We start from the raw sequence: 16,401 nt of genomic DNA on the forward strand, positions 1-16,401 counted from the left end.
TTCACCGAACGGATGCGCGTGGGGGGTGCCGTGGGGATGCGCCGCGACCGTCGCTCAGCCGCCAGGGCAGGTGCCACCGACATCGCGGTGGTAGGCGTCGGTTGCCGGTTCCCCGGTGGAGTGGACGACCTCGACTCGCTGTGGCGCGTCCTGGACGAGGGGCGCGACGTCACCGGCCGCGTACCGGCCGGCCGGCCCGGCGCCGCCTCGCTCGAAACGGTCGGCACCGGCGGGTTCCTGCCCGACATCGACCTGTTCGACGCCGAGTTCTTCGGTGTCTCGCCCCACGAGGCACGCGAGATGGACCCGCAGCAGCGGCTTCTGCTGACGCTCGCCTGGCGTGCCATGGAGCACAGCGGCGTGCCGCTGTCCGCCTGGGAGGGCAGCAACACCGGGGTCTACTTCGGCATCCTGGCGATGGACTACGCCGTCCTGCACGCCCGCACCCTCGGCGTCGACCACGTGGGCGCGCACTACGCCAGCGGCAAGGAGTTCAGCTTCGGGTCCGGCCGGGTGGCGTACACGTTCGGTCTGAACGGGCCGTGCATGACCCTGACCGCCGCCTGCGCGTCGTCGCTGCTGGCGGTGCACCTCGCCGCGCGTGCCCTGGCGGCGGGCGACTGCGACACCGCGCTGGCCGGTGGGGTCAACCTGATGGTCGGTCCGGAGCTGACCCTCTACATGCGACGCATTCAGGCGCTGTCACCGCAGGGGCTGTGCCGCCCGTTCGACGCGGACGCCGACGGCGTGGTGCGCGGCGAGGGCGGCGCGGTCGTCGTCCTCAAGAGGTACGCGGACGCGGTCGCCGACGGCGACCGGATCTGGGGCGTGATCAAGGGAAGCGCGACGAACCACGACGGCCGCAGCGCCGGCCTGACCGCGCCCAGCGCCCTGGCCCAGGAACAGTTGCTGCGCGACGCGCTCCGCGACGCCGACGTGTCGCCCGCCGACATCGGATACGTCGAGGCCCACAGCACCGGCACACCGCTGGGTGACCCGATCGAGCTCAGCGCTCTGGCGGCGGTCTTCGGTCCCGAACGTGCTCCGGAGCGCCCGCTGCTCGTCGGCTCGCACAAGGCCAACTTCGGCCACCTCGACTCCGCCGCCGGCATTCTCGGCCTGCTCAAGGGCCTGCTGGTCGCGCGTACCGGGGTGGTGCCGCCGCAGATCAAGCTGGCGCAGCCGACGCCACGGTTCGGCTGGTCCGATTCCGGGTTGGCGGTCCCCACCACCCGCACGGCGTTGCCCCACGCACCCCACCGCCTCACCGGCGTCAGCGCGTTCGGTCTGTCCGGCAGCAACGTGCACGTCGTGCTCGCCGCGCCCGCGAAGGAGCGCGCCGCGCAGCCGTCGCCGCCCGTGTCGTGGCCGGTGCTGGTGCTGTCCGGCCCCTCCGAGTCGGCCCTGGCCGACCAGGTCACCCGGCACGCGGCACTGCTCGACGACCTCCCGACGGCGGAGCCCGACCAGCTCGGCGACCTGTTGTTCAGCACCGGCGCCCGGCGCAGTCACCACACGCACCGGCTCGCCGTGACCGGCGCGAGCGCCGCCGACCTGCGCGGCGCGTTAACCGCTCACCAGGCCGGCGAGAGGTCCGCCAGCGCGGTGAGCGGCGAACTGCTGCACGACGGTCCGGCGTACGTGGTGCAGGTGTTCTCCGGCCAGGGCTCGCAGTACCCCGGCATGGGCCTCGACCTCTACCGCGCCGACCCGACGATGCGCGACACGCTCGACGAGTGCGACGCGTTGACCCGGCGGATCGCCGGGTGGTCGCTGCTGGAGGAGCTGGGTCGCCGCACCGGCAGCCGGTTGTCCGAGACCCGGTTCGCCCAACCGGCGATCTTCGCCATCCAGATCGGGCTCTCCCGGCTCTGGGCCCGGTGGGGTGTTCCGCCGGACTCGGTGGTCGGCCACAGCATGGGGGAGGTCGCCGCGGCCTGCGCGGCCGGCGCGCTGGCGCTGGAGGACGCGCTGCGGGTCATCGTGCTGCGGGGAGAGCTGTTGCAGCCGGCGTCCGGCAGCGGACGGATGGCCGCCATCGCGCTGTCCGCCGACGAGGTCACCGCCGCCATCGAGAGGTACGCCGAGGTGGTGATCGCCGCGGTCAACGGGCCTCGCTCGGTCGTGGTCGCCGGCCCGGCGGCCGCCGTGGACCGGCTGCTGGCCGACCTGACCGCCGCCGGGGTGCGGTGCGTGCCGCTGGCCGGCGACTACGCGTTCCACAGCCCGGCGGTCTCGGCGTACGGCGACGAGTTGGAGCGCCGACTCGACGGGCTGACATTCGCCGAGCCGCGCTTGCCGATGCTGTCCAGCGTCGACCCGACCGGCGTCGTGCCGGAGTTCGGGCCGGCCTACTGGGGCCGTAACGTGCGCGAACCCGTGCTGTTCTGGCCGGCGATCGACCGGCTGCTGTCCCGGCGGCCGGCGGTCTTCGTGGAGCTGGGTCCGCATCCGGTCCTGACCGGGCCGCTGGCGGCGTCACTCGTGGCCCGCTCCCGTCGGGGGGCGGCGATCGGCAGCCTGGTGCGGGGCCGTCCGCCGGTGGAGACCCTGACCCGGGCCCTCGCCGAGGCGTACACCGCCGGCGTCGCGGTGGACTGGGCGGCGGTGCACGGCGAGGGGCGGCGGTACCTGCCGCTGCCGCCGGTCCGGCTCTCCGAGGAGCGGTACTGGCTGCCGACCCCCGAGTCCGTGGCCCCGGCGTCGCCGCCGGCGGTGCGGGGAGGCTCCGTCGGCTCCGCGCAGGGTGCCCCTGGCGTCGCGGGCGTGGCGCTGGGCGAGCTGCGGGCCGAGGTACGCCTCATCGCGCCGGACGGCACCGTCGTGCAGACGCTGGCCGGGGTCGGCGTGCCGACGACCACCGCGCCCAACGGCGGCGGTGGCCAGGGTGGCGAGGCGGTCGGCGGTGCGGCGGCCAACGGCGCGACCGTCGGCGGTACGGGTGCCGCGGGCGCGGGTGCCGGCGGTGGCGGGAGCGGCATCGGCGACCGCGCAGCCACCAACGGGGCCGGCGCCCGCGCTCGCACTCCCGGGGAGCGGGAGCGGATGGCCGCCCTGGTCAACGATGCCGTCGCCGAGGCCCTCGGGTACGAGCCCGGCCGCCGTCTGGCACGCGGTCGCGGCTTCTTCGAGCTGGGCATGGACTCGCTCGCCCTGGTCGCGCTCGTCAGCCGGCTCGAACGCGAGCTGGGCACCGCCCTCGGGGCTGCCGTCGGCATCGAGCACCCGACCATCGACGCCCTCACCGACCACCTCGTCGCCGAGGCGCTCCCGGCCGGGCCGCCACCTCCCGCCGAACCAACGGAGCCGCCCCGCCCGGCTGCGCCACCGCCGACCGCCCCGCCGGTGGCTGTTCCGGTCGCGCCGGTCGTACGCGGGCCGGCCGAGCCGGTCGTACGCGGGGCGGCCGAGCCGGTGGCCATCGTGGGCATCGGTTGCCGGCTGCCGCGGGCCGACGGTCCCGAGCAGTTCTGGCGGCTGCTGTCCGACGGGGTCGACGCCACCGGCGACGTGCCGGCGGACCGGTGGGACGCCGAGGCGCTGCTCGGCGCCGGGCCCGGCGCCCCCGGCACCGTGGTCACCCGCCGTGGCGGCTTCCTGGACCGGGTCGACCTGTTCGACAACGCGTTCTTCCGGATCTCGGCCCGGGAGGCCCGGGCCATGGACCCGCAGCAGCGCCTCTTCCTGGAGGTGGCCTGGGAAGCGCTCGAGGACGCCGGGGTCACGCGGGAGCACCGGCGATCCGCCCGGGTCGGCGTCTTCGTCGGCATGAACACCACCGACTACCAGCAACTGCTCACCCGGCGAGCCCGCGACGTCGACCTCTACTACGGCACGGGCAACTCCTTCAGCGGCACGGCCGGCCGGTTGTCGTACTTCCTGGACGTTCGCGGCCCCAGCCTGGCGATCGACACGGCCTGCTCGTCGTCGCTGGTCGCGGTGCACCTGGCCGTGCAGAGCCTGCGCGCCGGGGAGGCCGACGTCGCGCTCGCCGGCGGGGTGAACGTGATGGTCCGGCCCACCGTGCACCTGGCCATGTCGGCCGCGGGCGCGCTGTCCACCGACGGTCGCTGCAAGACGTTCGACGCCAGCGCCGACGGCTACGGGCGCGGTGAGGGCGCCGGCGTGGTGGTGCTCAAGACACTCGCGCAGGCCGAGCGCGACGGTGACCGGGTCTACGCCGTGATCCGGGGCAGCGCGGTCAACCACAACGGCGCGAGTGGCGGCCTGACCGTGCCCGGCGGCGAGGCACAGGAGGAGCTGATCCGCACGGCGCTCGCCGCCGGTGGCGTCGCCGCGTCGGACGTGGACTACCTGGAGGCGCACGGCACCGGCACGGTGCTCGGCGACGCCGTGGAGCTGCGGGCGATGGCGCGTGCGCTCGGCGGCGGGCGGCAGCCGGACCGGCCGCTGCTGGTCGGGTCCGTCAAGACCAACATCGGTCACCTGGAGGCGGCCGCCGGTATCGCCGGGCTGATCAAGACCGCGCTGGCGCTGCGACACGGCGAACTGCCCGCGCACCTGCACGTCACCCGCCCCACTCCGCAGGTGGACTGGGCGCGGCTGCCGGTCCGGATCACCACGTCCACGACGGCGTGGCCGGCCACCGGCGGGCGGCCCCGGGTCGCCGGGGTGAGCGCGTTCGGATTCACCGGGACCAACGCCCACGTGGTGCTCAGCGGGCCAGCGACCCCGGCGTCGCAGAACGGGCACCGGACACCGGGCGTCGCCGCGTCGTCCGGGGCCGGCGCGATCATTTCCGGCCGGGCTCACCTCCTGGTCCTGTCGGCCGCCGGAGACAGCGCCCTGGCCGCCGCGCGGGAGAGCTTCGCCGACGTGCTGTCCGCGCGGGCCGGCGAGGACATCGCCGACATCTGCCACACCGCGGCGACCCGCCGCGCTCACCTGGAGCACCGGCTGGCGGTGGTCGGTCGCGGGATCGCCGACCTCGCCGCCGGGCTGTCCGGCGGCGACGGCGCGCACCAGGGCGCGGCGTCTGACGAGGCCGAGCGCCTGGTCCTCGTCTACGGGGACCGCGCGCCGGTCGATTGGCGTGCCCTCGATCGCGACGAGCCCGCCTTCCGGGCCACCTTGGACGCGCTCGACGACAGCGGCGCGCTGCGCACGGCGCTGACCGCCGGCGAAGCGGATCGCGGCGAGCCGGCCGCCGTGCTGGCCGTCCAACTCGCGCTCACCGCCGTTTGGGAGGCGTACGGGGTACGGCCCGACGCGGTCGTCGGACGTGGCGTCGGTGAGTTGGCGGCGGCGTGCGCGGCGGGTGCGCTCGACCGGGAGCGGGCGATCGGCGCGGCGCTCGACGGCACGACCGTCACCGTGGCGGCACCCACCGACAACCCCTCGGCGCCCGTGCTGTGGCTGGCCTCGGCGGGCGGGCCGGTGTCCGGGCCGCACCCGGTGCCCGCGCGGTCACCGGCGTCGGGCTGGGACGCGCTGGCCGCGTCGCTCGCGGCGGCGGGGGAGCGGGTGTGGCTCGCGGTCGACGGCGGGTCGGACGCCGCGGCCGTCGCCGCGGGTGGGGAGGCGAGCCTCCTGGCGGTCGGAGCGGATCTGGGCCGTCCGGAGGGATTCCTCGACGTCGTCGCCCAGCTCCACGTGGTCGGCGTCGGCATCCAGTGGGAGAGGCTGTTCGGCCATCGACCGTACCGGGCGGTGCTGCCGCGCTACCCGTGGCAGCGACGCCGGCACTGGGCGGACACGTCGGACCCGACTACCGGTTCGACACCCGTCGCGGTGCGGTCGGCCTCCGCGACCACGACGCCGGCCGTCGCGACTGTGCCGGCTGCCACCGCCACTTTGAACGTCGTGCCCGAGGTGGCGGCCGGCGGAACCGTCGGTGTCGCCCTGCCCGACGACGTCCGGGAACGCTGCGCCGCGCGGACGTTCACCGTCCGCTGGCGTCGCGTCCTGCCGCCCGCCCCGGAGGCGGCGGCCGGGCGGTGGCTCGTCGTGCCGCTCACGGGCGCGTCCGTCGAGGCGGGTCAGCGGGTGGTCGACGGTCTGCGGCTGGCCGGCGTCGAGGTGACCTGGCGGCCACCGTCCGCCGGCTCGGGCCCCGACGACGACCGGGGAGGTAGGCCGACCGCCGGCGTGGGGCAGGGCGACCTGCCGCCGTGGGCCGATGTTTCGCCGGACCACGGGATCGTGCTGGTCGCGGCGGCCGCACCCGGCAGTGTGCCGGTCGAGGTCCTGGTAGCGGGTGTCGTGCGGGCAGCCCGTCAGCTTCGCGCCGGACTCGACGTGCCGCCCGGGCGGTTGCGCGTCGTCACCGCCGGGGCGTACCAGCCGACCGGCGCCGGCGAGGCGGACCCGGCGCAGGCGGCGGTGTGGGCGGCCGGGCGGGTGCTCGCCATGGAGGCCGCGCCCGGGTGGGGCGGTCTGGTCGATGTCGACCCGTGCCTGCTCGGCACCGCGCCGCCTCCGGCGGACGACGAGGCGGACCCGGCAGACGACGAGCCGGGCCAGCGGGACGCCGGCTGGACTCCCGGCGACGCTGCCGGACTCGCCGGTGCGCTGACGGCGCCGCGTGGGCCCGCGACCGACCCGGCCGAGGACGAGCTGCTCCTGCGCGAAGGAGCCTGGTACGCCGGACGGTTGTCCACGGCGGACCCGCTGCCGACCGCGCTGCCCGAGTTCGACTGTGATCCGGACGCCTGGTACCTGGTGACCGACGCGCTGCACCCGGCCAGCCGACCGTTCGTGGACGTGCTCGTACGCCGTGGCCTGCGTCGGCTGATCGTCGGGGAAGCCACTCCGCTCGACGCGACCCCGCTCGACGCCACCCCGTCCGACGGCGCGTCCCCGGGGAACGTACGGCTCACCGAGCTGGCAGCGGCCGGCGTGGAGGTGCGACGGATCGACCTCGCGGCGGCGGACCGTAGGGCGGACGAACGATCGGCGGCAGACCGCGCGGCCGATCTCGCGGCCGACCTGACGACGGACGCGTTGGGCGCCCCGCTCGGTGGCGTGCTGCTGGTCGGGATGCCCGCGCCGGCCGCCCCTCTCGACACCCTCGACGAGGGCGCGGTGGCGTCGGCCGTGCGCTGGGCTGAGGTCGTACACCGGCTGGACCTGGCGACCCGTGACCTCGCGCCGCCGCTGTTCTGCGTGACCGGCGCGGCGGCCGCGGTCTGGGGGGCCACCGGAATGGCCGCGCGGGCCGCCGCCGAGGGCGCGGTCGACGCGGTGACCACGGCGCGGGAGCAGGCCGGTCTACCCGTCCAGGTGGTGCGGTTCATGCCCGTCGACGACCCGGCCGAGCTGTCCCGCCGGGATCGGATGGTGATGGTCGACAGCGGTCTGCGGCCGCTGGCCGGCGCGGAGGTGGGCGAGGCCTTCGAGATGGCGCTCCGGGCGGGTCTGACCCAGTTCACGGTGGCGGACGTGGACGCGCCCCGGTACGCGCGGGTGTGCCGGGAGCGGGCCGACCGCGCGTTCCTGGCCGAGGTGGGCGTCGAGTCCGTGGCGCGCGACGGCCGATCCCAGGAGGCCGGGCCGCCGGTCGCGCCGCTGGCCGCCGTCGTGCTGGCGCTGCCGGCCGAGCAGCGGGCCGAGCGCCTGTTGGAGGCGGTGCTCGACGCGGTGGCCGAGGTGCTGGGCGAGGCGTCCGGAGTGGACGTGCTGGCCCACCAGGGATTCTTCGACCTCGGCATGGACTCGGTGATGTCGCTGAGCCTGCGCGGCTGGTTGGAACGCGCGCTGGGAGTGGACCTGCCGGCGACGCTGACGTTCGAGTTTCCCAACGCGGCGGCGCTCACCGATCACCTGCTGGCGCTGCTCGATCCGGCCGCCGCTCCGGCCCGGTCGGGCACGCCCGCCACCACGCCGGGCACCACGGCGACCATCGGGCCGGCCACCACGGCGACCGGCGTGCCCGACGACGCCGACGACGACCTGGCGGCGATGTCCGAGGACGAACTGATCGCGCGGCTGTCGGCCGCGCTCGCGGAGGGGGGCTGAGATGTCGACGACCGCTTCGCGTACACCGGACAGCCGCCGGCTCATGGCCGACGCGCTGCGCACCATCGAGGACCTGCGCCGCCGCCTCGCCGACAGCCGTGACGGTTGGTTGGACGAACCGATCGCCATCGTCGGGATGGCCTGCCGGTTCCCCGGCGGCGCGCACTCACCGGAGGAGTTCTGGACCCTGCTGCGCAACGGGGTGGACACGACCTCGGAGTTCCCGGCGGAGCGCGCCGACGCCCGCGCGTACCACGACCCGGACCCGGAGGCGCCGGGTAAGGCGTACACGATCCGGGGGGCCTTCCTCGACCAGGTCGACCGGTTCGAGCCGGAGGCGTTCGGGATCTCCCCGCGCGAGGCGCTGGGCATGGACCCGCAGCACCGCATCGCGCTGGAGATCTGCTGGGAGGGGCTGGAGCGCGCCGGCTACGCGCCCGACCGGCTCGACGGCTCACGCACCGGCGTCTACTTCGGACTGAGCACGACCGACTACGTACGCGCCCGGCAGAGCGTCGGCGACATCGACGACGTGGACTTCTACCAGCTCACCGGCGAGCCCAGCTTCCTGGCCGGCCGCATCTCGTACCTGCTCGGACTGCGGGGGCCGAGCAAGGTCGTCGACACCTCCTGCTCGTCGTCACTGGTCGCGCTCCACGAGGCGTGCCAGGCGCTGCGGCTGCGGGAGTGCGACCTGGCGCTGGCGGGCGGGGTGAACCTGCTGCTGTCCCCGTACGGCTTCGTGATGATGAGCAAGTTCCGCGGGCTGTCCGCCGACGGGCGGTGCAAGACCTTCGACGCGTCGGCCGACGGCTACGCCCGCGGGGAGGGCGCCGGTGTCGTGGTGCTCAAGCGACTGTCCGCCGCGCTTGCCGACAACGACCCCATCGTCGCGGTCGTCCGTGGCTCGGCGGTCAACCACGACGGTCGCTCCAGCGGCCTCACCGTGCCGAACCCGCTCGCGCAGCAGGATGTGGTCGGCGCGGCCATGAGCCAGGCCGGTGTCGGGCCGGACGGCGTGGACTACGTCGAGGCGCACGGGACGGGCACCTCGCTTGGCGATCCCATCGAGCTGCGTTCGCTGGAAGCCGTGATCGGTCGGCACCGCCGGCCCGACGACCCGCTGTTGGTGGGCTCGGTGAAGACGAACATCGGGCACCTGGAGCCGGCCGCCGGCATGGCCGGCCTGTTCAAGGTCGTGCTCGCCATGTCGAACGGCGAGATCCCACCGCACCTGCACCTGAGCGAGCCCAACCCGAACCTGGACTGGTCCGGCCTGCACGTGCGGGTGCCCGTGACCTGCACGCCGTGGCCGGATCGGGGCCACCCGCGCACCGGCGGGGTGAGCAGCTTCGGGGCGAGCGGGACGAACGCGCACGTCGTGCTGGCGGCGCCGCCGGCCGGTGCCGTTCGGGCCGGTGCCCAACCGCCGTACGGGTTGTTCCTGGCCTCCGCGCGTACCGAGGAGGCGCTGCGCGAGATGGCCGACCGGCACGCGCGGTGGCTCCGCGGTCCGCACGCGGTGTCCCTCGGCGACGCCTGTTACACGACGCACGTCGGCCGAGCGGTCCAGACGCACGGCCTCGCGGTCACCGCCGCCGACACCGACGAGCTGGCGGACGTCCTGTCGGCGTACGCGCAGGGCCGCCACCCGCGCGGGCTGACGGTCGCCGCGCTGCCCCGCCGCCGCGATCGCAAGGTCGCCTGGCTCTTCACCGGCCAGGGCGCCCAGTACCCGGGCATGGCCCGGGGCCTGCTGGGGAACGCCGCCTTCCGCGCCGCCTTCGAGGAGGCCGCGGCGCTCTTCGACACCGAGCTGCCCCGCCGGTTGGCGGACGTGCTGTGGGCTGACGGTCCGACGCCGCTCGACGACACCCGGTACACGCAGCCGGCGCTGTTCGCCGTCGAGTACGCCCTGGCCCAGATGTGGCTCTCCTGGGGCCTGCGACCGTCCGCGGTGGCCGGCCACAGCGTCGGCGAGCTGGTCGCGGCCTGCGTCGCCGGTGTGCTGGACCTGCCCGCCGCCGCGACGCTGGTGGCCGCGCGGGCGCGGTTGATGGCCGAGCTGCCGGCGGGCGGCGCGATGGCCGCCGCGGGGTGCCCGGAGGAGGTGGCCGTCGCGGCGATCGACGGGTACGCGGACACGGTCGCCGTCGCCGCGGTCAACGGGCCGGGCGACGTCACGATCTCGGGTCACGCCGCGCATCTGGCCACCGTCCTGGAACGGCTGGCGACCGACGGCGTCCGCACCCGGCGGCTGGCCGTGTCGCACGCGTTCCACTCGCCGCTGATCCGACCCATGCTGGAGCCGTTCCGGTCGGTGCTGGCCGGGCTGTCGTTCCGCCCGCCGCGCATTCCGTTGGCGTCAAACGTCACCGGTCGACTGCTCGGCGAGGACGACCTCGGTCCGGACTACTGGCTGCGGCACGCGGCCGGCGCGGTCCGCTTCCGCGACGGGGTGCGCGCGCTGCACGACGCGGGCGTACGCACCTTCGTGGAACTCGGGCCCGCGCCCGTGCTGACCGCCCTCGCGGCCCGCTCGCTCGCCGGCGAGCCGGATTGCGCGTTCGTGCCCACCCTGCGGCGGGGCGGTGAGGACCTGCGTGAGGTGCTCGGCGCGGTCGGCAGCGTGAGCCTGCGGGGCGCGCGCCCCGACTGGCGGGCCTTCCACGAGGGCGAGGACGTGCGCGCGGTACCGCTGCCGACGACGCCGTGGCGCGGCGCGCACTACTGGTTCCGCGAGGTCGGGCCGGTCGCCGCGCCGGTCGCGACCGCCGCCGAGGAGACCGGGGCCGCCGTCGTGGCCGGCGACATCCCGGGCGTCGGCCGCCGCCTGCCCGGACCCGTGCCGGCGTACGAGGTGACGCCCGAGGCGCTGCCCGGCGAGTCGCCGGGTCTCGGCGCGGCGCTGGACGTGGCGGTCCGGGCCGCCACCGACTGCCTCGGTGGCGCGTGGCGGTGCGCCGAGGATCTGCGCGTCCACGCGATGGTCCCGACCGGCGACCGGGGTCAGCTGCGGCTCACCGTCACGGCGCGGGACGACGGCTCGGCCGACTGGGAGCTGGTCGGGGCCACCGCGGCCCGCGAGGCGCTGGCCGCGCCGTGGATCCGCCACGCCAGCGGGGTGCTGCGGCGCCGGTGGCCGGCCGACCGCCCGTACCCCGACGAGGACACCGACGTCGAGACCGCACCGGAGATCCCGGTGCCGGACGGCGCGGGCTGGCACGAGGTGCTCGACGCCGCGCGGGTCGCGGTGACGGCGGCGGGCGCGGTCGATCCAGACGTCAGGTCGACGCTGGCCGGCTGCGGCGCGCTCGCTGGCACGCCCACGACGTCGAGTGACGTCGTGCCCCCGGGCGGCGTACGGGCGGTGCGGGTCCGCGTCGGGTCCCTGCGGGCGGTCGGCGACGCGCTGACCGGGACCGTCGACCTGCTCGACGCCGGCGGCGTCCCGATCGGGTACGCGCAGGACGTGACCGTCGCGCCGGTGCCCGCGCCGGCGCACTGGGAGGACCCGGCCGACCTGCTCTACGAGCAGACCTGGGTGCCCCTGCCCGGGCCGTTCCCGCAGCCGCCGGCCGACCTGGCCGGACAGAGCTACCTGCTGGTGGCCGACCCGACGGGTTCGGATGCCGCCCTGGTGACCGGGCTGGCCGCGCTGCTGCGGGAGCGCGACGCCGCCGTGACGGTGGCGGCGCCGCCGGTGGTGGGCCAGGGGCCGGACTGCCGGCCGGACGTCGAAGCCGTCCGGGAGCTGGTGACCGCCTGGTCCGCCGGCCCGGGTCGTCCCCGGCTCGCGGTGGTCCTGACCGGGCTCGACGCGCCCGCGTCCAAGGACTGCGACGCCGCGAGCCTGCAGGAGTACGCCGGGCGCGCGGACCTGACGACCCTCGCCCTCCTGCGCGCGATGCTCGACGATCCGGCGTGCGCCGACGCCCGGCTCAGCCTCGTCACCCGCGCCGCCCTGCGGGTGAGCACGGAGACCGCCGTCCCGGATGCGGTCGCCCCGGTCGCCGGCACGCTGTGGGGCCTGGGCCGGGTGCTGGCGCTGGAGCACCCGGACCGGTGGGGCGGCGCGATCGACCTGGACCCGCAGCGCCGACCCGACGAGGACCGACTGCTGCTGGCCGCGTTGACCACGGGTGGGCTGATCCCCGCCGACCCGTCCGGCGTCGGCCCGGCCGACGCGCAGGACGGCTACGACGACCAGCAGGCGCTTCGCGCCGACCGTCGGTACGCGCTGCGCCTGACCCCCGCGCCACCACTGCCACCCGAGGCGCTGCGCCGTCGGCCGCCGGTGCACGGCGAGGCCACGTACCTGATCACGGGGGCGTTCGGCGGAATCGGCCTGACCGTCGCCGAATGGCTGGCCCGCGCCGGCGCCGGTCGCCTGGTGCTGCTCGCCCGCACCCCGCTGCCTGAGCGGGACGGTTGGGCCGACGCGACCGGGGAGGCCGCGCGGCGGATCGACGCGGTGCGGCGGCTGGAGCGGTTGGGGACCACCGTCGACGTGGTCGCCGCAGACGTGGTCGACGAGGCGGCGATGACCGACGTCTTCGCCGCGTTGGCGGGCGATCCCCGGCCGCTGCGCGGTGTCGTCCACGCGGCCGGCGTGTCCGAGCCCGAGTTCGCCCGTACGGCCACCGACGCGGCGTACCGGCGGGTGTGGCGACCGAAGGTGATCGGCGGCTGGCTGCTGCACCAACTCACGCGCGACGCGGAGCTGGACTTCTTCGTCGGCTTCTCGTCGATCGCCGCGACCTGGGGCTCGCAGCACCTGGCCAGTTACGCGGCCGGCAACGCGTTCCTCGACGCGCTGGCGGGGCACCGCGACGCCGCCGGCCTGCCGGCCCTGTCCGTCGCGTGGGGTCCGTGGGACCTGCCCTCCGCTCTCTTCGGCGAGGAGGTGATGGCGTTCCTGAAGGCCACCGGGTTGCGGCCATTGCCGGCCGAGCAGAGCATCCGGTTGCTCACGGCGCTCGCGGCCGGCGACGCCACGCAGCGGGTGGTGTGCGCGGTCGACTGGTCGGTGTTCAAGCCGGTCATGCAGGCCCGCACGGAGCGGCCGATGCTGCGCGGCATCACCGCCGACGAACCGGCCGAGGACGACGTCGCGGAGGCGCCACTGCTGGCCGGCCTGCGCGCCGAGCGCGACCCGCGCCGGGTGCGGGCGACGCTCGGGGCGTACGCGGTCGAGTTGGCGACGGACGTCCTGGGCGCCGGTTCGGGGGCTCTCGACGAGGAGAGCGACGTGCTGGCCAGCGGCATGGACTCGCTCATGGTCATGGACGCCGTCCGGCGTTGCCGGCGGGATCTCGGCCTCACCGTGCGCGCCGGTGACCTGCTCACCCTCGCCACCCCGGCACAGTGGGCCGACCTGTTCGCCGGGCTGCTGACCGAGCGGTCCGGCGACGGGTCCGCTGACGACGGCGTCCCGCCCGCCGGTGACCAGGGCGGCGGCGACCTGGCGGATGACCCGGCCAGTGATCCGGCGTGGATCGCCGGCGACGTGACCCTCGCGTCGGACATCCGGGTGGTCGGTGATCCGCCGGCCCGGGTGCGCGATCCCCGGCACGTCCTGCTGACCGGTGCGACCGGCTTCGTGGGCGGCTACCTGCTGCACACCCTGCTCGAATCGACCACGGCCCGGGTGTGGTGCCTGGTGCGGTGCGCCGACGAGGAGACCGGCCTGCGGCGGCTGCTGGACAACATGGAGCGTTACCTTCCTCTGCCGGCCACCGCCGTCGACCGGATCACGGTGTTGCCGGGTGACCTGGCCCGACCCGGGTTGGGTCTGTCCGCCGAGCGGTTCGACGAACTCGCCGACCTGCTGGACGGCATCTACCACTGCGGCGCCCGGGTGCACTTCGGCTACAACTACCAGCAGCTCCGGCCGGACAACGTCACGGGCACCGAGGAGATCCTGCGGTTGGCCGCGCGTGGGCGGCCGACCGCGGTCCACCACGTCTCGACGTACGGCATCTGGGGCCTGCCGGCCCCCGGCCGCGACGTCGTCGGCGAGGACGACGACATCACCTCGGCCGGTCGGCTGGTGACCGGTTACGTGCAGACCAAGTGGGCCGCGGAGCGGCTGGTCGAGCTGGCCCGCGCGCGCGGCGTGCCGGCCGACATCTACCGGCCGGGCCGGGTGCTGGGCGACTCCCGCACCGGCGCGAGCCTGACCACCCACTTCACCACCCGGGTCATGAAGGGCTGCGTGCAGCTCGGGTTGGCGCCGGACATCGACATCAAGGTGGAGATGACGCCCGTCGACTACGTGGCGGGCGCGCTGGTGCACATCTCCCGGTACGGCCCGGCCCTGGGTGGCACGTACCACCTGGTCAGCCCGTACAAGGCGCTCTTCGCGGACGTGGTGCGCGCGCTGCGTCGGCACGGCTTCGCGGTCGAGGTCGTACCCGTCGAGGAGTGGTGGCAGGCGCTCAAGGCGACCTACGCCGTCGGCACGAACGAACTGCACCCGGTCATGCCGGTGGTCCAGGAGTTCGTGGTCGGCGGCGAGGAGGCCGTCCACTACGCCGTCGGCAACACCGAGGAACAACTGCGGGGCACCGACGTCCGGTGCCCGCCGCTGGACGACCACCTACTCGACACCTACCTGCGCTGGATGGTGCGGACCGGCTACCTGCCCGCTCCCACAGCGGCCGATGAAGGAGCTTGAGCGACATGACTGATCATCCGCGCAGCACGCCGGAGTACGACGTTGCGATCATCGGGTCCGGCCTGTCCGGCACCATGCTGGCCGCCTGCCTGGCCCGCAACGGTGCGAAGGTGCTGATCGTCGACGGTACGACCCATCCGCGGTTCGCCATCGGCGAGTCGACCATTCCAGCGACGTCGATGATGATGCGGCTGGTCAGCGAGCGGTACGGGGTTCCCGAGATCAAGTGGCTGTCCACCTTCGAGGGCGTCCAGTCCAAGATCAACACGACGTCGGGGGTCAAGCGCAACTTCGGGTTCGTCTACCACCGGCCGGGGGAGCGCCAGGACCCGCGCGAGACCCACATGTTCCCGATTCCCAAGGTCACCCACACCGAGAGCCACTTCTACCGCCAGGACATCGACAACTGGATGCTCACGGTCGCCGCCAAGTACGGCACCACGGTCCGCCAGCAGGTGCGGATCACCGGCGTGGAGATCGACGACGACGGCGCGACGCTGAAGCACACCGGCGGCCACTTCCGGGCCAAGTTCGTGGTCGACGCCAGCGGCTTCCGCTCGGTCCTGGCCGAGCAGTTCGGCCTGCGGGAGGATCCGACCCGGTTCCGACACCAGTCGCGGTCGCTGTTCACCCACATGGTCGGCATCCGGCCGTACGACGAGCTGGCCCCCAAGTCCCGCTACGGGCACCCGAGCCCGTGGCACGACGGCACGCTGCACCACCTGTTCCGGGGCGGCTGGATGTGGGTGATCCCGTTCGACAACCACCTGCGCGGCACCAACGACCTGTGCAGCGTCGGCCTCCAGCTCGACCCGCGCATCCACCCGGTGCCGGACTGTTCGCCGGAGGAGGAGTTCCGCCGGTTCATCGCGCAGTACCCGGACATCGAGCCCCAGTTCGCCGACGCCCGCTCGGTGCGGGACTGGACCCGCACCGGCCGGCTGCAGTACTCGTCGCGGCAGACGGTCGGCTACCGCTGGTGTCTCACCTCGCACGCCGCCGGCTTCCTGGACCCGCTGTTCTCCCGAGGGCTGTCGAACTCGCTGGAGACGATGCACGCGTTGGTGCACCGGCTGCTCTCCGCGATCGAGGACGACGACTTCTCGGTCGAGCGGTTCGAGTACATGCAGGAGTTCGAGCAGGGTCTGCTCGACTTCAACGACGACCTGGTCGCCAACGCGTACACCTCGTTCGGTGACTGGCGGCTGTGGGACGCCTGGTTCCGCATCTGGTCCCTCGGGCAGTTCATCGCCACCTTCGAGGTGAACCGGGCGTACGCCCGCTTCCTGGACACCCGTGACCCGGCGGTCCTGGCCCCGCTGGAGCGGCCGTGGTGGCGGGGTCGGGTCATCCCGCAGGACTCGCCGTACGGGGCGGTCATGGTCCTGTTGCAGCAGGTCAACGACATGACCCGGGCCGTGCAGGAGGGGCGGGCGGACTCCGGGGAGACGGCCGCCGAGCTGCTGCGGCTGCTGCGTGAGGCGGACTTCGTGCCGCCCGCGTGGGGCCTGGCCGACCCGGACAACCAGTGGACCGACGCCAACTTCTTCGAGATCGGCAAGACCCTGCGCTGGGCTCGCAAGAAGGCGCCGAAGGCCGTCGGCGACCTCACCTACGACGGCCTGACGCTCTTCATGAAGAAGCGCTTCTCGCCCGGCGAGTTCGCCGTCGGCGAGGAACTCAAGCACCTCATCGCGCGCTGGCCCGTGGTCGGCAAGCGACTCCGCGTCCCGACGCCGAAGTGA

At 74.8% G+C, this 16,401-nt stretch carries 3 protein-coding genes; all 3 read left to right on the top strand.

All coding sequences use genetic code 11. The annotated features are described in order from the left end of the window. Positions 1-36: 36 nt before the first annotated feature. Genes ABZ272_RS01545 through ABZ272_RS01555 form a run of 3 tightly spaced genes read left to right on the top strand, consistent with a single transcriptional unit; the run spans position 37 to position 16,401 of the window. Positions 37-7,977 (top strand): beta-ketoacyl synthase N-terminal-like domain-containing protein, encoded by a 7,941-nt coding sequence (locus tag ABZ272_RS01545; RefSeq protein ID WP_355047924.1) that lies wholly within the window; start codon positions 37-39, stop codon positions 7,975-7,977. 1 nt (position 7,978) lies between these two features. After that, positions 7,979-14,656: a thioester reductase domain-containing protein gene (locus ABZ272_RS01550; protein ID WP_355047925.1), complete on the top strand. Its 6,678-nt coding sequence runs from the start codon at positions 7,979-7,981 to the stop codon at positions 14,654-14,656. Positions 14,657-14,661: 5 nt separating this feature from the next. Continuing rightward, positions 14,662-16,401, top strand: coding sequence for an NAD(P)/FAD-dependent oxidoreductase (locus ABZ272_RS01555; RefSeq protein WP_355047926.1), 1,740 nt, complete (start codon positions 14,662-14,664; stop codon positions 16,399-16,401).

The sequence above is a fragment of the Micromonospora sp. NPDC005979 genome (assembly GCF_040614415.1).
In the GTDB taxonomy this organism is placed as follows: Bacteria; Actinomycetota; Actinomycetes; order Mycobacteriales; family Micromonosporaceae; genus Micromonospora.